17 protein-coding genes are annotated in these 19686 nt (G+C 65.3%); 10 read left to right on the top strand and 7 right to left on the bottom strand.

Annotation, left to right across the window (positions count from 1 at the left end):
* Nucleotides 1–9 precede the first annotated feature (9 nt).
* Genes ACFPQ5_RS19275 through ACFPQ5_RS19285 form a run of 3 tightly spaced genes read left to right on the top strand, consistent with a single transcriptional unit; the run spans nt 10 to nt 4486 of the window.
* Nucleotides 10–942: a metallophosphoesterase family protein gene (locus tag ACFPQ5_RS19275; RefSeq protein ID WP_379759501.1), complete on the top strand. Its 933-nt coding sequence runs from the start codon at nt 10–12 to the stop codon at nt 940–942.
* Nucleotides 943–989: 47 nt separating this feature from the next.
* Nucleotides 990–3818 carry a M16 family metallopeptidase gene (locus ACFPQ5_RS19280; protein WP_379759504.1) on the top strand — a complete coding sequence of 943 codons (2829 nt, stop codon included), beginning with the start codon at nt 990–992 and terminating at the stop codon, nt 3816–3818.
* Nucleotides 3815–4486, top strand: coding sequence for a class I SAM-dependent methyltransferase (locus ACFPQ5_RS19285; protein ID WP_379759507.1), 672 nt, complete (start codon nt 3815–3817; stop codon nt 4484–4486). The genes ACFPQ5_RS19280 and ACFPQ5_RS19285 overlap by 4 nt, the downstream gene beginning before the upstream one ends.
* An 89-nt stretch (nt 4487–4575) precedes the next feature.
* Here the strand turns inward: ACFPQ5_RS19285 and glf are convergent, their stop codons facing one another.
* Entirely contained in the window at nt 4576–5730 is a 1155-nt protein-coding gene (glf, locus tag ACFPQ5_RS19290) for a UDP-galactopyranose mutase (RefSeq protein WP_379759510.1), read from the bottom strand.
* A 314-nt stretch (nt 5731–6044) separates the two neighbouring features.
* Between glf and ACFPQ5_RS19295 the strand changes: the two genes are divergently transcribed.
* Complete coding sequence (locus ACFPQ5_RS19295) at nt 6045–6374, top strand: ArsR/SmtB family transcription factor (RefSeq protein ID WP_379759513.1); 330 nt, start codon at nt 6045–6047, stop codon at nt 6372–6374.
* Nucleotides 6371–7309, top strand: a complete 939-nt coding sequence (locus tag ACFPQ5_RS19300) for a cation diffusion facilitator family transporter (protein ID WP_379759516.1) — start codon at nt 6371–6373, stop codon at nt 7307–7309. Before ACFPQ5_RS19295 ends, ACFPQ5_RS19300 begins: the two co-directional genes overlap by 4 nt.
* Nucleotides 7310–7388: 79 nt before the next feature.
* Here the strand turns inward: ACFPQ5_RS19300 and cysK are convergent, their stop codons facing one another.
* The 3 genes from cysK to tcdA all read right to left on the bottom strand — a co-directional run bounded on the left by cysK (nt 7389) and on the right by tcdA (nt 9919).
* The gene (cysK, locus tag ACFPQ5_RS19305; RefSeq protein WP_379759519.1) at nt 7389–8318 is read right to left on the bottom strand and encodes a cysteine synthase A; all 930 of its coding nucleotides are present in this window, start codon (nt 8316–8318) and stop codon (nt 7389–7391) included.
* 23 nt (nt 8319–8341) lie between these two features.
* Complete coding sequence (locus tag ACFPQ5_RS19310; protein ID WP_379759522.1) at nt 8342–8986, bottom strand: FKBP-type peptidyl-prolyl cis-trans isomerase; 645 nt, start codon at nt 8984–8986, stop codon at nt 8342–8344.
* 75 nt (nt 8987–9061) lie between these two features.
* Entirely contained in the window at nt 9062–9919 is an 858-nt protein-coding gene (tcdA, locus tag ACFPQ5_RS19315) for a tRNA cyclic N6-threonylcarbamoyladenosine(37) synthase TcdA (protein ID WP_379759525.1), read from the bottom strand.
* Nucleotides 9920–10007: 88 nt separating this feature from the next.
* Here tcdA and pdxH point away from each other — a divergent pair, with 88 nt between their 5' ends.
* The gene (gene pdxH, locus ACFPQ5_RS19320; RefSeq protein ID WP_379759528.1) at nt 10008–11198 is read left to right on the top strand and encodes a pyridoxamine 5'-phosphate oxidase; all 1191 of its coding nucleotides are present in this window, start codon (nt 10008–10010) and stop codon (nt 11196–11198) included.
* Between the two features lie 74 nt (nt 11199–11272).
* The gene (locus ACFPQ5_RS19325; protein ID WP_379759531.1) at nt 11273–12475 is read left to right on the top strand and encodes a class I SAM-dependent methyltransferase; all 1203 of its coding nucleotides are present in this window, start codon (nt 11273–11275) and stop codon (nt 12473–12475) included.
* 130 nt (nt 12476–12605) lie between these two features.
* Here ACFPQ5_RS19325 and msrA read toward each other — a convergent pair whose 3' ends face one another.
* Nucleotides 12606–13145, bottom strand: a complete 540-nt coding sequence (msrA, locus tag ACFPQ5_RS19330; RefSeq protein ID WP_379759534.1) for a peptide-methionine (S)-S-oxide reductase MsrA — start codon at nt 13143–13145, stop codon at nt 12606–12608.
* Between the two features lie 143 nt (nt 13146–13288).
* On the opposite strand from msrA, the gene ACFPQ5_RS19335 reads away from it, so the two are divergent.
* From ACFPQ5_RS19335 to ACFPQ5_RS19345, 3 genes are all read left to right on the top strand, one after another.
* Nucleotides 13289–13792 carry a flavin reductase family protein gene (locus ACFPQ5_RS19335; RefSeq protein WP_379759537.1) on the top strand — a complete coding sequence of 168 codons (504 nt, stop codon included), beginning with the start codon at nt 13289–13291 and terminating at the stop codon, nt 13790–13792.
* A 125-nt stretch (nt 13793–13917) separates the two neighbouring features.
* Nucleotides 13918–15111: an acyl-CoA dehydrogenase gene (locus ACFPQ5_RS19340; RefSeq protein ID WP_379759540.1), complete on the top strand. Its 1194-nt coding sequence runs from the start codon at nt 13918–13920 to the stop codon at nt 15109–15111.
* A gap of 222 nt (nt 15112–15333) precedes the next feature.
* Complete coding sequence (locus tag ACFPQ5_RS19345) at nt 15334–17412, top strand: putative bifunctional diguanylate cyclase/phosphodiesterase (protein ID WP_379759543.1); 2079 nt, start codon at nt 15334–15336, stop codon at nt 17410–17412.
* Between the two features lie 111 nt (nt 17413–17523).
* Here ACFPQ5_RS19345 and ACFPQ5_RS19350 read toward each other — a convergent pair whose 3' ends face one another.
* Both ACFPQ5_RS19350 and ACFPQ5_RS19355 read right to left on the bottom strand, forming a co-directional pair.
* Nucleotides 17524–18204 (bottom strand): OmpW/AlkL family protein, encoded by a 681-nt coding sequence (locus tag ACFPQ5_RS19350; protein WP_379759546.1) that lies wholly within the window; start codon nt 18202–18204, stop codon nt 17524–17526.
* 78 nt (nt 18205–18282) lie between these two features.
* Nucleotides 18283–19638 (bottom strand): SGNH/GDSL hydrolase family protein, encoded by a 1356-nt coding sequence (locus ACFPQ5_RS19355; RefSeq protein WP_379759548.1) that lies wholly within the window; start codon nt 19636–19638, stop codon nt 18283–18285.
* Nucleotides 19639–19686: the final 48 nt, after the last annotated feature.

Here is a 19686-nt window from a genome sequence, read left to right on the forward strand (position 1 = left end):
GCGCGAATCGTGAGGCGCGCCGGGGCGCTGCCGCTTGCCTGCGCGCTGGCGGCTTGCGCCACGACGAATGCTCCCACCCCTGCGCCGGCGCCGGACGGGCTTGACATCCAGACCGTGTACGCCGTCGGCGACATCGCCCGCTGCGCCCACCCCGACCCGCGCTGGTCGGGCGCGGCCGACACCGCCGCCGTGGTCGCGGCCGGCCTGGCCGCCGACCCGCAAGCCGTCGTCTTGACCCTGGGCGACCACACCTATCCGCGCGGCACGCAGGCGGAGTTCGAAGGCTGCTACGGCCCGACCTGGGGCCGTTTCAGGGAGCGCACCTGGCCCTCTCCCGGCAACCACGAGTACTACAGCAAAGGCGCGGCGCCCTACTTCGCCTATTTCGGCGCCCGCGCCGGCCGCGGCTACTACCGCCTGGAACTGGGCGCCTGGCGCATCTACTCGCTCGACAGCAACCTGGCCGGCGAGGCCCAGGCCGCCCAGCTGGCCTGGCTGAAGACGGAACTGGCGCGCGACGCGGGCGAAGCCGGCGAGGACACGCCGCCCTGCACGCTGGCATTCTGGCACCATCCCCTGTACAGTTCGGGCGGCCACGGCAGCGTGCCCGTCATGCGCGACGCCTGGGCGCTGCTGCAGCAAGCCGGCGCCGAGCTGGTGCTGTCCGGCCACGACCACGACTACGAACGCTTCGCGCCGCAAAATGCGGATGGACAAGGCGATCCGCGCGGCCTGCGCCAGTTCGTGGCCGGCACCGGCGGCGCCTATCCGACGCCGTTCCTGGTACCCAAGGCAAACAGCGAGACGCGCGACGCCAGCCGCAACGGCGTGCTGCGCCTGCGCCTGGCGCCGGGACGCTATGACTGGGAATTCCTGGAAGCGACCCCACCTCAGTTACCGAACGCATCGCCACCCGACCACGGCAGCGCACGCTGCCACTGACGCATCTGCATGATTAGCCGCATGAGCTTATTTTTCTGGAGTATCACATGAACACCCGCCCACTCGTTGCCGCATCGCTGCTGATGGCCGCCCTGAACGGCGCCGGCGCGCAGGGCGGGGGCGCCGCGGCCGCGAGCCCCGCATCGACGACGCAGCTTCCCGGCATCCCGAACATCGCTTTCGACAAGTACGTCCTGCCCAATGGCCTGCAGGTGATCCTGGTCGAAGATAAACGCCTGCCGCTGGTGGCGGTGAACGTCTGGTACCACGTCGGCCCGGCCAACGAGGCGCCGGGCCTGACCGGCTTCGCCCACCTGTTCGAGCACATGATGTTCGCGGGCAGCAAGCACCTGCCGCGCGGCCTGGCCGACCGCCTGATGGAGGGCGCCGGCGCCAGCGACAGCAACGGCAGCACCGACTACGACCGCACCAATTACTACGACACCGTGCCCTCGAACCAGCTGGAGCTCGCCTTGTGGGTGCACGCCGACCGCATGGGCTACCTGCTCGACGTGCTGGACCAGAAGTCGCTGACCAACCAGCAGGACGTGGTGCGCAACGAGCGGCGCGACACGGTGGAAAACGAACCCTACGGCATCGTCGAGGAAGCGCTGAACCATGCGCTGTTCCCGCAGGACCACCCGTACCGGGCCTCGGTGATCGGCTCGCACACCGACATCCAGAACGCGAAACTGGAAGACGTGCGCGAGTTTTTTACGCGCTACTACGGTCCCAATAACGCCAGCATCGTGATCGCGGGCGACATCGACAAGGTGAAAACCCGTGCCCTCGTCGCGAAGTATTTTGGGAGCCTGCGCCGCGGTCCGGCCGTGGTGCGCCCGAAAGTCGTCACCCCGCCGATCACGAGCGAAAAGCGCCTGGTGGTGCCGGACCGGGTCGAGCTGCCGCGCGTCTACATGGGCTGGCTCACGCCCTCCGCCTACCAGCCGGGCGACGCCGAACTGGCGGTCGCGGCCCAGATCCTGGCCGGCGGCAAGTCGAGCCGCCTGTATAAATCGCTGGTCTACGGGCGCCAGATCGCCCAGGACGTCGACGCCGACCAGGATTCGCGCGCGCTGGCCTCCACTTTCCTGATCGAGGTCACGGCGCGCGCCGGCCACACGCCGGCCGAGATCGAGGAAGCGATCGATGCCGAACTGGCTGCCCTGCGCGACCACGGCCCGAGCGAGCAGGAAGTGGCGCGCGCCCGCAACCAGATCGAGACGGCGATCGTCAGCTCGCTGGAAAAACTGGGCGGCGACGGCCTGGCCGACCAGCTGAACCACTACAACCAGTACACGGGCGACCCCGGCTATCTGGCCCAGGACGTGGCGCAGCTCCGTAAAATTACCGCCGCCGACGTCCAGCGCGCCGCGCGGACCTGGCTGCAGAAAAAATCGCGCGTGGTGGTGGCCGGCGTGCCCGGCATTCCCGAGCTGCCGCCCGATCCGCCGGCCCCGAAGCCGCCGAAGGCGCGCACCAAGGGCATCCCCGGCGGCATCAATGAAGCCGAAGCCTGGCGCGCGCAGATGCCGAAGGCGGGACCGGCGCCGCGCATGCAACTGCCGCAGGGCGAAGCGTTTACACTCGAGAACGGCCTCACCGTCATCCACCACTACAACCCGGCGCTGCCGCTGGTGTCGGCCGACCTGGTGGTACGCAGCGGGTCGGACGCCAATCCCCCTGCCCTGCCCGGTCTCGCCGGCTTCACGGCGCAGATGCTGACCGAGGGTACCGCCACACGCAGCGCGCCGCGCATCGCCGACGAGATCGCGCAGCTGGGCGCCTTTCTGGACACCGGCAGCAGCACCGGCGCGTCCAGCGTCTCGCTGCTGGCGCTGCGCGCCAACTTCGGCGCGGCCCTTGCCGTGCTGGCCGACGTGGTCCAGCATCCGGCCTTCCCGACCGCCGAAGTCGAGCGCCAGCGCGCCAGCCGCCTGGGCGACCTGATGCAGCAGCGCGACGATCCGGAAACCATCGCCGCCCTGGCCGCCGCCGGCGCCCTGTACGGACCGCGCCATCCTTACGGATACGGCCAGCTGGGCACCGAGCCGGCGATCCGCGCCGTCACGCGCGAGGACCTGGAAGGCTTCTGGCGCCGCCATTATGTGCCGGGCAATGCGGCGCTGGTCGTCTCAGGCGACATCTCGCGGTTCGAACTGAAAGCCCTGGCCGAAGCGCAGTTCCGCGACTGGAAGCGCGCGCCGGTGCCGCCGTTTGCGCCGGGCACGCCGACCACGACGAAGGCGCGCGTGGTGCTGGTCGACCAGCCAGGCGCGGGCCAGACGGCGCTGCGTTTGACGATGCTGGGCGCGGACCGCAAGACGCCGCAGTTCCCGGCGCTGGAAGTCATGAACGCTGCCTTCGGCGGCCTGTTCACCAGCCGCATCAACCAGAACCTGCGCGAAGACAAGGGCTATACCTACGGCGTGTACTCGGGCTTCAGGTACGACCGCACGCCGGGCCCCTTCATCATCGCCGGCAGCGTGCGCGCCAACGTGACGGGCGCTTCGGTATCGGAACTGCTGCGCGAAGCGCAAGCCATGATGGACAAGCCGCTCGGCGCGGAAGAGCTGGCCGGCGCGCGCAATGCCCAGCTGCTGTCGCTGCCGAACCATTTCGAGACCAACAGCGACATCGGCGCCAGCCTGGCCGAGGCGTTTGTCTTCGACCTGCCGCTCGATTACTACACCCAGCTGCCGGCGCGCCTGGAAGCCGTGACCGCGGCGGACGTGCAGGCCGCTGCAAAACGCTACCTCGATCCGCAGCGCCTGATGGTGGTGGCGGTGGGCGAGCGCAAGAAGATCGCGCCGCAGCTCGACAAGCTGAAGCTGGGGCCGGTCGAAGTGCGCGACACTGAGGGCCAGCTGCGATGAGCGCGCTGACGGACGAGCGCATCGTCGACGCCTGGTCGCGCAACGTCGATCCGTGGACAGCCGCCGTGCGCGGCCGGGAAATCGCCAGCCGCGCGCTGGTGACGGACGCCGCGATCGTCGAGGCCGTGCGTTCCTGTTCGCCCCGCACGGGCGTCGATCTCGGCTGCGGCGAAGGCTGGCTGATCCGCGCCCTGCCGGACGTGCAGATGGTCGGGGTCGATGCGATTCCCGGCCTGGTCGAAGCGGCGCGGGTGTCGGGCGGCGGCGAGTTTCGGGTGATGTCGTATGAAGAGATCGCGGCGGGCGGCCTGCAATTGTCGGTGGATGTCGCCGTCTGCAATTTCTCGCTGATCGGGGAGGAGGCAACGGCGAACTTGCTGCGCGCGGCGCCTTCGTATTTGCGTCCCGGCGGCACCTTGATCGTGCAGACCGTGCATCCCTTGATGGCCTGCGGCGAAGCGCCTTATGTCGACGGCTGGCGGGAAGGCAGCTGGGCCGGGTTCAGCACGGATTTCCAGGATGCCCCACCGTGGTATTTCCGTACCGTGGGGAGCTGGGTGACGCTGTTCGTCGACAGCGGGCTGCGCGTGACAGCGCTGCGAGAACCGGTGCATCCGCACACGGGCAAGCCAGTCTCGCTGATTCTGATGGGCCAGCTGCCCGGATGATTTGTAGGGTGGGCGCTCCGTGCCCACCAACGGCATGCGCCCCCTCTGCTCGTCCTTATGGTGGGCTCGGGGCGCCCACCCTACAACACTCAACCCAGCGGATCGATCACGAACGCCGGCATCTGCGACTTGTCGCGCGCCGACTCCAGGAATTTATCCGCCGTGATCAGTGCCTCATTGATCGTCACATCCATATCCAGGTAACGATAGGTGCCCAGACGCCCAACGAAAGTCACGTTCGGCTCCTTCTTCGCCAGATTCACGTACAGCTCGAGCTGCTTCTTGTCGCGCGCCAGGCGGATCGGATAATAGGGGATGTCCTTCTCTTCGCACTGGCGGCTGTATTCCTTGTAGCAGATCGTCTTTTCGTGCTTTTCCCACGGCGAGAAGTGTTTATGCTCGGTGATGCGGGTGTAGGGCTTGGCGTCGTCGCAGTAGTTGATGACGGCATTGCCCTGGTAGTCGCCGGTGGCGCGGAAGGTTTCGAAGTCCAGCGTGCGGTAAGGCAGGCGGCCTTCGGCGTGCTTGAACCAGGCGTCGATCGGGCCACTGTAGAACACGTGTTCGTACTCGGACTTCAGGTCCGGGTCGAAGCGGGTGTTCAGGTGCACGGTCACGCCCGGCACGTTGATGATGTTCTCGACCAGCGCCGTGTAGCCCTCGGCCGGCATGCCCTGGTACTTGTGGCTGAAGTAATTGTCGTCGTAGTTGAAGCGCACCGGCAGGCGCTTCAGGATGCTGGCCGGCAGTTCGCTCGGCTGCAGGCCCCACTGCTTGACGGTATAGGTCTTAAAGAAGGCCTCATACAGTTCGCGGCCGACGAAGCGCAGCGCCTGCTCTTCGAAGGTCTGCGGGTCGACGATCGACTTGTCGCCCAGCGACGCCAGGAATTCTTCCGCCTCGGCCGGACCCATGGTCTTGTTGAAGAACTGGTTGATGGTGAGCAGGTTGATCGGCAGCGTGAAGACCTGGTTCCTGGTGATGGCCTTGACGCGGTTCACGTAGGGCTTGAACTCGGCGTAGCGGTTGACGAATTCCCAGGCGCGCTCGTTGTCGGTGTGGAAGATGTGCGGACCGTAGACGTGCAGCATGACGCCGGTTTCGGCATCGCGTTCGGAGTGGCAGTTGCCTGCAACGTGGGAGCGCGCTTCGAAGACTTCGACGGTGTAGCCGGCTTGGGCCAGCTGGTTGGCAATCACAGCTCCGGAAAATCCAGCGCCGACAATGGCGATTTTCTTGTTCATGTGTCTATATCCTAAAGTAGCTTGTGATGTTCTCGAGGGACAGTCCCGTGTGGCCGCATATCCGTTTGCGGGCCAGAACGACGGCGGGGAATGCTGAGCGTTGGATATATTCTTGTTGCACGCTTGGCAAACCAAAACCGTTCCATTTCTTAATACAAGAACAATTATATGACGCGCTTTCCGTTAACCCCCGTTCAATTGAATGCTTGCCTGTAGTACTTTCCCGACAAGAAAAAACGCGCCCTTCGCTCTGCTGCAAGGCCGCTGGCTTGCTGAAATATCGAACTTGATCTAACATGTGAACAACTATTCACATGTTAGCGATGAGCAAACTCGACCATCCCGATCACGCCATTGCCCAGCTGGCGGACCTGTTCCACCTGCTGGGTGATGCAACCCGCCTGCGCATCGTGCTGGCCTGCCTGAATCAGCCGACCTCGGTGGGCGACATCGCCGCGACGCTGGCGCTGTCGAGTTCGCTCGTCAGCCACCATTTGCGCCTGCTGCGCGCCGCGCGCATCTTGAAGGCCGAGCGCCAGGGCAAGCAGGTGTTCTATTCGGCCGCCGACGCCCACATCAGCATCCTGCTCGCCACCATGTTCGAGCACATCGCCGAACCCCTTACCGCAATGGATGCCGCATGAGCCACGACCACCACGATCACGACCATCACCACGGCCACGCCCACGGCCACCATCACCACCACATGCCGGAACCCGGCCACGGGCGCGCCTTTGCGCTGGCGATCGGGGTCAACACCCTGTTCGTCGCCATCGAATTCGTCTACGGCTTCCTGGCCAACTCGACGGCGCTGATGGCCGACGCCGGCCACAACCTGTCCGACGTACTCGGCCTGGTGCTGGCCTGGGGCGCGGCCGTGCTGGCCAAGCGTGCGCCCAGCGCGCGCTATACCTATGGCCTGCGCAGCTCCTCGATCCTGGCGGCGTTGGCCAACGCCATTTTGCTGCTGCTGGCCTGCGGCGCGATCGCCTGGGAAGCCCTGCACCGCTTGACGGTACCGATGCCGGTCGAAGGCGTGACGGTGTCGGTCGTGGCGGCCATCGGCGTGGCGATCAACGGCTTCTCGGCCTGGCTCTTCATGGCCGGCAGCAAGGACGATCTGAATGTGCGCGGCGCCTACCTGCACATGGCGGCCGACGCCGCGATTTCGCTGGGCGTGGTGGTGTCGGGCCTGGTCATCATGGGCACCGGCTGGACCTGGCTCGACCCGGCGGTCAGCCTGGTGATCGTGCTGGTGATCGTGTACGGCACCTGGTCGCTGCTGCGCGAATCGCTGCGCCTGGTGATGGCGGCCGTGCCGGACAATGTCGATGCGGCGGCGATCCAGCGCTTCCTGAACGGCCAGCCCGGCGTGACCGGTGTGCACGACCTGCACATCTGGGCGATGAGCACGACGGAGACGGCGCTGACGGCGCACCTGGTGATGCCGCAGGGTTATCCGGGCGATGCGGCGATCGACGCCATCGTGGCGAAGCTGCGCCACGATTTTTCGATCGGGCATTGCACGCTGCAGGTGGAGGAAGGGACGTCGCAGCATCGCTGCGCGCTGGTGGCGTAATCACGTTTGGTGGGCACGGGGCGCCCACCTTACGGCATCGTAGGTCGTAGGGTGGGCGCTCCGTGCCCACCATAAAGAATCAACCGGCCAGGTTCGCAAACAGCGCCGTACTGAGATACCGCTCACCAAACGACGGAATAATCGTCACGATCAATTTCCCCGCATTTTCCGGCCGCTGCGCCACCTGCATCGCCGCCCACAAAGCGGCCCCCGAGGAAATCCCGACCAATAAACCTTCTTCGCGCGCCGCGGCACGGGCCGTCTCGAAGGCATTCTCGTTACTGACGGTAATGACCTCATCATAGATGCCGGTATTCAGTACCTCCGGCACGAAGCCGGCGCCGATCCCCTGGATCGGGTGCGGGCCTTTCGTCCCTTTCGACAGCATCGGCGAGGCTTCCGGTTCGACGGCGATAATCTGGAAGCCGGGCTTGCGTTCCTTGATGACTTCGCCCACGCCGGTGATGGTGCCGCCGGTGCCGACGCCGGCGACGACGATGTCGACTTTGCCGTCGGTGTCGCGCCAGATTTCCTCGGCGGTCGTGCGGCGGTGCACTTCCGGGTTGGCGGGATTGTTGAACTGCTGGGGCATGAAGGCGCGCGGCTCGCTGGCGACGATTTCCTCGGCGCGGCGGATCGCGCCCAGCATGCCCTCCGAACCGGGCGTGAGCACCAGTTCGGCGCCATAGGCACGCAGCAGCATGCGCCGTTCGTTGCTCATGGTTTCGGGCATGACCAGCTTGCAGCGATAGCCGCGCGCGGCGCACACCATGGCCAGGGCGATGCCGGTGTTGCCGCTGGTCGGCTCGACGATGACAGTGTCGGGCCCGATCCGGCCGGCCTTCTCCGCCGCCTCGATCATCGCCAGGCCGATGCGGTCCTTGACGCTGTGCGCGGGATTGTAGAACTCGAGCTTGGCAAGGATCTCCGCCCCGCCGGGAGACAGCTTGCGGATCCTGACGAGGGGGGTGTTACCGATCAGTTCAGTGACATCGTTCGCGATACGCATTGCCGTCTCCTAAAGATGAGGAATTATTTAACGCCCACCAGCTCCACGTCGAAGATCAGGTCGCTGTCCGGCGGAATCATGCCGCCCGGCGCGCCGCGCTTGCCGTAGGCGAGCTGGCTCGGAATGATCAGGGTGCGCTTGCCGCCGACCTTCATGCCGGCGACGCCCTGGTCCCAGCCCTTGATGACCTGGCCGGCGCCGAGGCGGAATTCCAATGGATCGCGGCCGCCCTCGAGCGAGGAATCGAATTTCTTGCCCTTGCCGGTAGCCGACAATGGCTTGTGCAGCCAGCCCGTGTAGTTGACGCGCACCAGGCTGCCGGCGCTGGCTTCGCGGCCCTTGCCGACAACGCGGTCGATGATTTCGAGCTGGGGGCCCGTATTTGCTGGCTGTGCCGGCGGCACCGGCTGGGCTGCCTGGGCGGCGGCGGCAGCCGCGGCGGCGCCGGTGTCGGCGGTGGTCGTGGCGGCCTGGCCGGCGGCCTGCTGCGAGGTGTCGGCGGCCTGGTCGGCCGCGCTCTGCACGCCCTGCTGGCGCACGGCGGTGGCGGCCTGGTCGGCGGTGGCCGGCGCATTCGCCGGGGTGACCGGGGCCGGGGTGGATTGCTGGGCGGTGGCAGCGGCGGCTGCGAATAGCATGGCCGCCGAGAAAATGGTACGACGCATCATGAGGACTCTTTCAATGACAGGATTTCAATCGATATCCCATGATAGCAAGCCCGGACCATGATGCACAGCGGTGACTCAGGCGTCGGCAAGCTCCGGCTGGGCCGCAGGGACTGCGGCAGCATTCGCCGCCTCGGCCAGCTTGCGCAGGATGTGGGCCGCGGCGATCATGCCGAAGCTGGCCGTCACCACCATGCTCGAACCGAAGCCGGCGCAGTTCAGGCCGGTGATGCTGGACTCGATTTCGCAGGCATCTTCCGCCTCCGGATAGCGCAGCGGTTCCATCGAGAACACGGCGTCGATATGGTATTTCTGCTTTTCGCCGCGCGAGAACCCGTACTGCGCGCGCAGGACCTTGCGCACCTTTTTCAGGAGCGGCTCCTGCTCGGTACGGGCCAGGTCGCGCACCTCGATTTTCGTCGGGTCGAGCTGGCCGCCGGCGCCGCCGCTGGTCAGCAGCGGAATCGCATGGTCGCGGCAATATGCGATCAGGGCCGCCTTGGCCTTGACGCTGTCGATGGCATCCACGACGTAATCAAACCCCTTGCCGCCGATCATCTGGACGATGTTGTCCACTTCGACGAAATCCTCGACCAGGTTCACCTTGCAGTAGGGATTGATCTGGGCGATACGGTCGCGCAGTGCCTCGATCTTGGGCTGGCCGATGGTATCGGTCAGGGCCTGGATCTGGCGGTTGATGTTCGATTCGGCCACGTTGTCGAGGTCGATCAGGGTCAGTTCGCCGACCGCGCTGCGCGCCAGCGCCTCGACGATCCAGGAGCCGACGCCGCCGACGCCGATCACGCAAACGTGCGCCGTTTTAAAACGTTCCAGTGCACGCTCGCCGTAGAGGCGGCCGATGCCGCCGAAGCGGCGTGCAAAGTCGATGTCGTCGCCCTGGGGCGCTTGAGTGAAGGAGGTGTCGATCGAGTTCATCCGGACATTTTACCGGACCGATCTTTCGCATCCGCACTAAAATAACGCTCTGTCAATCAAAAAACTTCCCTCTGTCAAAAATACGCACATGAACGATTTCCTTCCTGACACCGCGCCCGGTTTCGACCAGCCGATCGCCGTGCTCAAGCATTGCCACGGCCGCATCCGCAAGCAGCTGGCCACGCTCGAGCGCCTGCTGTCGCACCTGCCCGAGCACGGCGCCGACGAGCAGGCGCGCCAGGCGGCCGGCGCCGTGCTGAAGTATTTCGAGAAGGCGGCCCACCTGCACCACGACGACGAGGAGCAAGACCTGATCCCGATGCTGCGCGCCGTGGCGCAAGGCGAGGATGCCGCCACGCTGCAGGCGCTGGCGCCGATCATCCTGCAGGATCACAAGGAAATGGATGCGCTCTGGCAAGACCTGCACGAGCAGCTGACGGCGGTCGCCGACGGCAGCGGCACCAATCTGTCGAGCACCAACGTGCAGCGCTTCGTCCAGCGCTACACGGCGCACATGGAACGCGAGGAAAGCACGATGGCGCCGATGGCCATGCGCCTGTTTACGCCCGAACAGATGACGCAGCTGGGCACGGCGATGCAGCGCCGCCGCGGAATCGAGCAGGAACCGGCGCCGTCGATCGGCGATGCCGTCGCCGGTTTGCGCAAGGATTATGGCCAGGCCAGCCTGAACGAAGACGATGTGCTCGAGGACCCGATGCTGCAGTTCACGCGCTGGTTCGAGCAGGCGCTAAAAGCGCAGGTCAACGAGCCGAACGCGATGAACGTGGCGACCGTCGATGAAAATGGCCGGCCGAGTTCGCGCATCGTATTGGTAAAACAGTTCGACGAGCGCGGCTTTACCTGGTACACCAACTATGACAGCCGGAAAGCTCAGGAATTGCGCGCCAATCCTTATGCAGCACTGCTATTCTTCTGGAGCGAGCTTGAACGCCAGGTTCGCATCGAAGGCCGGGTCGAAACGACCTCGGCCGAAGAAAGCGACAAGTATTTCCACAGCAGGCCGTTGAAGAGCCGCCTGTCGGCGATTGCTTCCCAGCAAAGCGCGCCGATCGAAAACCGTGCGGCCCTGGAACGGAACTACGAAGCGGTCGCCGCCACAGCCGGCGACGCACCGGCGCGCCCCGTCAACTGGGGCGGCTTCCGCCTGGTGCCCGAGCGCATTGAGTTCTGGCAGGGGCGCCGGTCGCGTTTCCATGACCGCATCGTCTACGAGCGGCAGGAAGACGGAAGCTGGGCACGGCAGCGTTTGCAACCGTAAGACCTGTCCTTCCAGGATGGTGGGACGGGTCGACGCCGGCCGCCTGGCCGGTGTGCCACCGGCTGGAGGAAACCGTGTTCACCGAAATGAAGCTCAGCGCCTGGAGCACAGGCGTGCGCAGCAAACTGTCGCTGCCCTTGCGCGTGGAACTCTGGAACGGAGAACACGTCGACCTGTCCTCCGATCCGCCGCGCGTCACCATCCGCGTGCCCAAGCCGGCCAGTCTGCGCTACCTGCTCTCCCCCACCCTGTACAACCTGGGGCGCGCCTATGTCGAAGGCGCGCTCGAGATCCGCGGCCGCGCCGCCGACATGATCCGCATCGGCAGCGAACTGGCGGCCGCCGAAGGCAAGGCGGAGCGCCGTTCCAATCCCCTGCGCCTGCTCTCGCCGCACACGCGCCAGAAGGATGCCGAGGCGATCCGCTACCACTACGACGTCTCCAACGATTTCTACGCCGCCTGGCTCGACCCGAACATGGTGTATTCCTGCGCCTATTTCGAGAACGGCGACGAAGACCTGGCGAGCGCGCAGGTGAAAAAGATCGACCACATCCTGCGCAAGATCGATGTTCGCCCCGGCCAGAGCCTGCTCGACATCGGCTGCGGCTGGGGCGCGCTGGCGATTCGCGCGGCGCGGGAATTCGGTGCGCGCTGCGTCGGCATCACGCTGTCGGAAAACCAGGCGGCGCTGGCGCGCGAGCGGGTGGCGCAGGCGGGACTGGATCAACAGGTGGAGATCCGGCTGCAGGATTACCGCGATCTGACCGGCCAGTTCGACCGCATCACCAGCGTCGGCATGTTCGAGCACGTGGGCGTGCAGCATTTGCCGGAATACTTTTCCAAGATCGACAGCCTGCTGGCGCCGGGCGGCGTGGTGATGAACCACGGGATCACCACCACCGACGTCGCCCACCGCTCCACGCCCTATGGCGGCGGCGAATTCATCGACCAGTACGTGTTCCCGCAGGGCGAGCTGGCCCACTTATCGGCGGTGATCAAGGCGATGCAGCAGGGAGGACTGGAAGTGCGCGACGTCGAAAACCTGCGCCGCCACTACGCACGCACCTGCGCGCTATGGACCGAGAATTTCGAAAGCCATTTCGATACGATCGGGCGGCTGACCGACGCCAGGAGGCAGCGCATCTGGCACGTGTATCTCGCCGGCTGCGCCTATGCGTTTGCGCATGACTGGATCAGCCTGTACCAGATCGTGGGGGCAAAGGCGGGAGAAGACCCGGCGCAGATGCCGTGGTCGCGGCGGTACATGTATCCGTAGGGGTGGGCGAGGCCAATGGCCTCGACCACGGCTTCACCGGGCGCTCCGTGCCCACCAAACGATGCGCTAACGCGGCGCATGCTCTTGGTGGGCACGGGGCGCCCACCCTACGTTACGCATCCGCCGCGGATCATTTCATCCAGTGCGAAAACGTCTTGCGGAATTTGGCCACCTTCGGCGCGACGACGAAGGCGCAATAGCCCTGCATCGGATGCTGCGCATAGTAATTCTGGTGATATTCCTCGGCCTTGTACCAGGTCTCGCTCGGCACCAGCTGGGTGACGATCGGCGCGTCCCAGACCGAGGCCATTTCCGCCATCACCTGGCGCGCGGTCGCTTCCTGTTCCGGGTTCTCGAAGAAGATCACGGAGCGGTATTGCGGGCCGACGTCGTTGCCCTGGCGATCCTGGGTGGTGGGATCGTGGATCGTGAAGAAGATCTGCAGGATGTCGCGGTAGCTGATGACGTCGGGATCGAATTCGAGCCGCACGATTTCCGCGTGCCCGGTGCCGGCGCCGCAGACCTGTTCGTAGGTCGGGTTCACGACATGGCCGCCCATGTAGCCCGATTCGACGCGCGTCACGCCGCGCACTTCGAGATACACGGCCTCGACGCACCAAAAACATCCGCCGCCAAGAATCGCTACCTCGGTCCTTCCTTGCTCGCTCATCGCATGCCTCGCCTGTTGTCCTGGATGGCTTGATGCTAACGCAAAGCGCCGCTTGCTGCTGGCGCGATAGAGAGTCGGGCGCGCCGTGGCGACGGCCGGCCGGCCGCGGTGGCATAATGAGCATGCAAATATTCAAGGGTCCGATGAACACACGCTCTCCCCGCGCCACCGAGCGCGGTTTCGACTCGGCGCATTTTCGCCAGGCACTGTCGCAATTCGCCACCGGCGTGACCGTGATCACGACGCGGCTTGCCGACGGCAGCTTTCGCGGACTGACCGCCAGTTCCTTCAATTCCGTCTCGCTTGATCCGCCGCTGGTGCTGTGGAGCCTGGGCACGCGCGCCAACAGCCTGCCCGTCTTCAGCGGCAATTCGCACTACGTCATCAACATCCTCTCGGCCGGCCAGGAAGAGCTGGCGCTGCGCTTCTCGCGCCGCACCGACAACCCGTTCGAAGGCATCGACTACGAACTCTCGCGCACCGGCCTGCCGATTCTGAAAGGCGTGGCGGCCTGGTTCGAATGCCACAACCGCAGCCGCTATCCGGAAGGAGATCACGTGATCTTCGTCGGCGAAGTCGAGGACTGCGCGGTGCAGCCGCAGGCGGGGCTGCTGTTTCATGGCGGGCGCTTCGGCACCACCGGGTAAATATGAAATTGGCTGTCGCAGTTTGAAAAGATAGCCAACTCTCTCCTTTCTATAATGGCCTGGCCCGCGTGGGGCCAGCGACGGCCCACGCTCTCCAACAAGAACTGACTGAGACCAGGACCGCCATGAACCATTCCGATTCGCCACGCAAAGCCGCCTTCCACTGGGACGATCCGCTGCTGCTGAACAGCCAGCTGACCGACGACGAGCGCATGATCCGCGACGCAGCAAGCGCCTACTGCCAGGACAAGCTGCAGCCGCGCATCCTCGAGGCTTTCCGCCACGAGCAGATGGACACGAGCATCTTCCGCGAGATGGGCGAGCTGGGCCTGCTCGGCCCGACCATCCCCGAACAATACGGCGGCCCGGGCCTGAACTACGTCGCCTACGGCCTGATCGCACGCGAAATCGAGCGCGTCGATTCCGGCTACCGCTCGATGGCGAGCGTGCAGTCGTCCCTGGTCATGGTCCCGATCCACGAGTTCGGCAATGAAGCAACGAAGCAGAAATACCTGCCGAAACTGGCGACCGGCGAATGGATCGGCTGCTTCGGCCTGACGGAACCGAACCACGGATCCGATCCGGGTTCGATGGTCACCCGCGCACGCAAGGTCGACGGCGGCTACGCGCTGACCGGCTCGAAAATGTGGATCACGAATTCGCCAGTGGCCGACGTGTTCGTCGTCTGGGCGAAAGATGACGAAGGCGCGATCCGCGGCTTCGTTCTCGAAAAAGGCTGGGAAGGCCTGAGCGCCCCGGCGATCCACGGCAAGTTCGGCCTGCGTGCCTCGGTCACCGGCGAGATCGTCATGGACAACGTGTTCTGCCCCGAAGAAAACGCCTTCCCCGACGTGCGTGGATTAAAAGGTCCGTTCACCTGCCTGAACTCGGCACGCTACGGCATCGCCTGGGGCGCGCTGGGCGCCGCGGAAGCCTGCTGGCACACGGCGCGCCAGTACACGCTGGACCGCAAGCAGTTCGGCAAGCCGCTGGCTGCGAACCAGCTGGTGCAGAAAAAGCTGGCCGACATGCAGACCGAGATCACGCTCGGCCTGCAAGGCTGCCTGCGCCTGGGCCGCATGAAGGACGAAGGCACGGCGGCGGTGGAAATCACCTCGATCATGAAGCGCAATTCCTGCGGCAAGTCGCTCGACATCGCCCGCACCGCACGCGACATGCTCGGCGGTAACGGCATTTCGGACGAGTTCGGCATCATCCGCCACATGGTCAACCTGGAAGTCGTGAATACCTATGAGGGCACGCACGATATCCATGCGCTGATTTTAGGCCGCGCCCAGACCGGTATCGCGGCGTTCTGAGGCGTTTTCCGGCAACCCGGCCCGGATTGTTACCCGGGCCGGGTGGAACTGTAAAATATACGTGTTTGAGTGACAACAGGTAGAAGAAAGCGTTGTTAGGGTAACGAATCGACGCAACTTTCGCGTTACCATGTGTGCTAGATCAAGCATCGCCCTGCTGGTGTTCCACCTATCTCAAACACGCGGAACATGCACACATCCGGCCATCCAGTCTCGACAAATTTGCGGTCCCATGACGCCTCCGCCTTGTCGCTCGATTTATTGTTGAGCAACCTGCCGGGCATGGTCTACCGTTGCCTGAACGATTCCACCTGGACCATGCGCTTCCTCTCCGCCGGGGTCGAGAAGCTCACCGGCTATCCGGCCTCCGCCTTCATCGGCGAGGATGCGATGTCTTTCGCCAGCCTGATCCATCCCGAAGACCGCGCCCAGGTGGCCGACGACACCAATGCGGCGATCCGCGAACGCCGTCCTTTCCAGCTGAGCTACCGCATCACGACCGCCTCCGGCAAGATCCGCTGGGCCTGGGAACAGGGCTCGGCCGTGTTCGACGCGCACGGCAACGTGGAAGCGCTGGAAGGTTTTATTGCCGACATCACCGTGCTGCGCCGCGCCGACATGCTGGCGCTGGAACAGGCGTCATTGCTGGACAAGGCGCGCGACGCGATCTTCGTGATCGACATGGGTTCGCGCATCACCTACTGGAACAAGGGCGCCGAGCGCCTGTATGGCTGGGAAGCGCAGGAAGCCGTGGGCCAGCGCATGTCGGACCTGCTGTGCGACGACCACGCGGCCTATAGCGAAGCCTACAAGGCCGCGCTCGTCGAGGGCGAGTGGGCGGGCGAGCTGTCCCAGCGCCGGCGCGACGGCAGCAACCTGCACGCCGACTCGCGCTGGACCGTCGTGCCGGCCGATCCGGCCTCGGGCATCCCGCAGAAGATCCTGGTGATCAGCACCGACATCAGCGAGCGCAAGAGCAACGAGGCGCGCATCCACCGCCTCGCCTATTTCGACGCATTGACCGAGCTGCCGAACCGCGCCAGCCTGCTCGACCACCTGCGGCGCGCCTTGCTGGGTAGCGCGCGCTCGCGCAAGTTCGGGGCCCTGATGTTCCTCGACCTCGACAACTTCAAAACCCTGAACGACACCCACGGCCACGCCGCCGGCGACATGCTGCTGCAGGCGGTGGCGCGCCGCCTCGAACACAGCGTGCGCGAGGCCGACATGGTGGCGCGCCTGGGCGGCGACGAATTCGTGATCCTGGTCCAGCCGGAAGAAGACAAGCTGGAAGCGGCCGCGCACCAGGCCGAAACGGTGGCCGCGAAGGTGGTGGCCGCGATGCGCTCGCCCTTCCAGCTGGCCGATTTCATGTATGCGGTCTCGACCAGCGTGGGCGTGACCATGATCAGCGGCGCCACCGACACGGTGGAATCGGCCCTGAAGCAGGCCGACACGGCGATGTACCAGGCCAAGGCGGCCGGACGCAATACCTTCCGCTTCTTCGACCCCGACATGCAGGCCAAGTGGACCGCGCGCTCGGAACTGGAAACCGGGCTGCGGCGCGCGCTACGCAACCACGAATTCATGCTCAACTACCAGCCCCAGCTCGACGGCGACAGCCGCGTGATCGGGGCCGAGGCGCTGCTGCGCTGGCGCCAGCCGAACGGCGACATCCTGTACCCCACAGACTTCATCAAGCAGGCCGAGGAAACCAGCCTGATCGTCGACATCGGACGCTGGGTGCTCGGTACCGCCTGCCTCGAGCTGGCCTCCTGGCAGCGCAATCCGGTCACCAGGCATTTGACGCTGTCGGTCAACGTCAGCGCGCGCCAGTTCGTCGAGCCGGACTTCGTCGCCATGACCCAGGAAATCCTGGCCGCCACCGGCGTCGATCCGCACGGCCTGAAATTCGAGCTCACCGAAACCCTGGTGGTGACCGATTTCGCGCACACGGTCGAGACCATGGAAACCCTGCGCCGCCTCGGCATCACCTTCTCGCTCGACGACTTCGGCACGGGCTACTCGTCGCTGGCCTACCTGCGCAAGCTGCCGCTCGACCAGCTGAAGATCGATTATTCCTTCATGCGCGACGTGCTCACCGACCGCAACGACGCCTCGATCGTGCGCTCGATCATCGCGCTGGGCGGCAGCCTCGGTTTGCAGGTGATCGCCGAGGGCGTCGAGACGCAGGGCCAGCGCGAGTGGCTGTCGCAGGCCGGCTGCTTCGTCTACCAGGGATATTTATACGAACGCGCCCTGAGCGGCGAGCACTTCGCGCGCTACGCTTCCAGATTGCATTAGCTTTGCTGATAACTGAGCCGCTCGTATCGGCAAAGCTTATGGATGAGGACGTAAAAAAACCGGCAAGGCCTGCGCCCTGCCGGTTTTTCTTTGCGCCGTCCGGGCCGCTATTTAAAACTTGTAGCCGACGGCAACCACGACAGCAACCGGGTCCAGCTTCATGTGCTGGTTCTGGCCGGTCGAGAAGTGCACGTCGGTGCGCAGGCGGCTCTTGTTGACGGTCACGTCGGTGAACCAGCGCTCGTTGATGTTCATCGCCACGCCGACTTGCGCCGTGTAGGTGAACTTGTTGTCGATGTTGAAGGTGGTCGGCGCGCCGCCCGGATTGGTGAGCGCCGTCAGCTTGCCCGAACCGGTTTCCTTCATGAAGTAAGCGTAGGTCGCGCCGATGCCGACGAAGGGACGGAAGGTCGCGGTCGGCGAGAAGAAGCGGTACTGCGCGAACAGGGTCGGCGGCAGCGCCTCGACCGTGCCCAGCTCGCCGGTGCCGGCGATGGAACCTGCGCCCTTGATGACGTGCTTGTACGGGGTACCCAGCGCGCCTTCGAGCGAGATGTTGTCGGTGAGGCCGTAGGCGATGATCACCACCGGCTGGATGTCGCGCTCGACGTCGGCCTTGGTGAACGGCAGTGCCGGCGCCGAGATGTCGCCGCTCTCGACTTTCGGGGTCAGCTGGTTGAAGCCGAACTTGGCGGTCCACTGGCCGGCCGACTGGGCCGAGGCGCTTGCGGCGCAGACCAGCGCGCTTGCTGCGACCAGCGTCTTGACGACGCTATTGAAACGTACTTTCATCATTTCTCCTGGATTCTTGTGCAAGCAGTCGCACCGGCCCGCCTCGCAGGCTGGTGTGACTGAGCTTTTCTTTATCGATTACAGCCAGCCCTTGACCGCCATGTCCTTCAGGACGTAGCGGGTCACCAGCCAGTACTCGTATGGAGTCGGGTGGATGTCGTCGGCGAACATGTAGTGGCTCACGTCCGGCGCCGAGGTGGTCTTGATCGTGCAGGTCAGCGACGATTCGGTCGTGCAGGCCTTCTGCGTGGTGTTGGTCAGGCCGTAGATGGCCGGGTTGGCCACCTGGTCGCGGCTGACGGTGAACAGGTCGACGTAGGCGATCGCAGGATCGGTGCTCAGGTTGGCCTTCAGCTGGTTGTTGAAGGCATCGACCATGGCCATGATCAGCTGCTGGGTCGCGGCCGATTGCGCCTTGCCCGACGGGGTGCTGGCGACGTCCGGCAGGTTGTTGACGATGATGTACTTCGCGCCCTTGGCCAAGATCTGGGTGTTGACGATGGCGGCCAGTTCGGCGCCGGCCTTGCCCAGTTCGGCGACCAGCTTCGGACCTTCGGTCGCGGCGTACTGGTTGCCGGCAGCGGTGCCGGCCGCTTGCGCGTCGGCGCCGGCCTTGGCGGCGGCAGCTTGCGCGGCGGCCAGCGGTGCGCCCAGCTGGGCGGCGGCCGTCACGGCGGCGGTCGCGATCTGGGTCTGGGAACCGCCACCGGCCGCGGTGGTTTGCACGGCGGTGGTGATGTTGGTCTGTGCGGTCGCCTGGTTGGCCGCTGGCACGGTGGCGACGAGGCCGCCGATCAGCAGCGCCGGGAAGGCGGCTGCACCGGCACGGGTGCCGGCCGCGGTGGCGCCGGCGCTCAGGGCGCCCAGCTGCATCAGCACGTCGTTACCGCCGGCCATGATGGTGACCAGTTCGGTGCCGGTGAACTTGCCGCCGGTCTTAGCCAGGTGGTTCGCGACCTGGGTCACGACCGGCACGGTCATTTCGCCCAGTTCAGGCTTGACGGCGCGGTTGCCCGGGCCGATCGGGTTGGTCACGCGGGCGCCGCCCTGTGCGTAGTTGAAGCAGTTGGCGTTGTTGACGATCGCGACGTTGAAGTCGAGCGCCGGGTTCGCATTGTCGGCGCCCTGCAGGCCGGTCTGGGCGGCGCATGGCTTCGGCAGGCGCAGTTCGGCTGCCAGGACTTCGGTCCAGTTCAGGCCGGTCAGTGCCGGGTTGGTGCTGGTGCTGTCGCCGTTGATGGTGAACTTGCCGCCGCCAGCTGCCGTGACGGCGCCGACGTTGTAGCTGCCGACGTCCGACAGGCTGTCGCCGAAGGTGACTTGCTGGGTGAACGCCACCTTGTGCGTTTGATCGCCACCGCTGCTACCGGTGCCGCCGCATGCAGCCAGCGCAGCTGCGGTCAGCAGCGCGAGCGCGAAATTCATTTGACGCATTGTGTCTCCTAAAAGGATAAGATTTTTTTCTGTGAAACGAACGCTCGT

The organism is Massilia suwonensis (assembly GCF_042655665.1).
GTDB classification, from domain to species: domain Bacteria; phylum Pseudomonadota; class Gammaproteobacteria; order Burkholderiales; family Burkholderiaceae_D; genus Telluria; species Telluria suwonensis.

Bases quoted from the DNA above. Each gene is read 5' to 3' on its own strand.
- ACFPQ5_RS19350 (WP_379759546.1), bottom strand. From the start codon at position 18,204: ATGAAAGTACGTTTCAATAGCGTCGTCAAGACGCTGGTCGCAGCAAGC.
- ACFPQ5_RS19355 (WP_379759548.1), bottom strand. From the start codon at position 19,638: ATGCGTCAAATGAATTTCGCGCTCGCGCTGCTGACCGCAGCTGCGCTG.
- ACFPQ5_RS19295 (WP_379759513.1), top strand. From the start codon at position 6,045: ATGTTAGCGATGAGCAAACTCGACCATCCCGATCACGCCATTGCCCAG.
- pdxH (WP_379759528.1), top strand. From the start codon at position 10,008: ATGAACGATTTCCTTCCTGACACCGCGCCCGGTTTCGACCAGCCGATC.
- glf (WP_379759510.1), bottom strand. From the start codon at position 5,730: ATGAACAAGAAAATCGCCATTGTCGGCGCTGGATTTTCCGGAGCTGTG.
- msrA (WP_379759534.1), bottom strand. From the start codon at position 13,145: ATGAGCGAGCAAGGAAGGACCGAGGTAGCGATTCTTGGCGGCGGATGT.
- ACFPQ5_RS19310 (WP_379759522.1), bottom strand. From the start codon at position 8,986: ATGATGCGTCGTACCATTTTCTCGGCGGCCATGCTATTCGCAGCCGCC.
- ACFPQ5_RS19285 (WP_379759507.1), top strand. From the start codon at position 3,815: ATGAGCGCGCTGACGGACGAGCGCATCGTCGACGCCTGGTCGCGCAAC.
- ACFPQ5_RS19280 (WP_379759504.1), top strand. From the start codon at position 990: ATGAACACCCGCCCACTCGTTGCCGCATCGCTGCTGATGGCCGCCCTG.
- cysK (WP_379759519.1), bottom strand. From the start codon at position 8,318: ATGCGTATCGCGAACGATGTCACTGAACTGATCGGTAACACCCCCCTC.
- ACFPQ5_RS19300 (WP_379759516.1), top strand. From the start codon at position 6,371: ATGAGCCACGACCACCACGATCACGACCATCACCACGGCCACGCCCAC.
- tcdA (WP_379759525.1), bottom strand. From the start codon at position 9,919: ATGAACTCGATCGACACCTCCTTCACTCAAGCGCCCCAGGGCGACGAC.
- ACFPQ5_RS19340 (WP_379759540.1), top strand. From the start codon at position 13,918: ATGAACCATTCCGATTCGCCACGCAAAGCCGCCTTCCACTGGGACGAT.
- ACFPQ5_RS19335 (WP_379759537.1), top strand. From the start codon at position 13,289: ATGAACACACGCTCTCCCCGCGCCACCGAGCGCGGTTTCGACTCGGCG.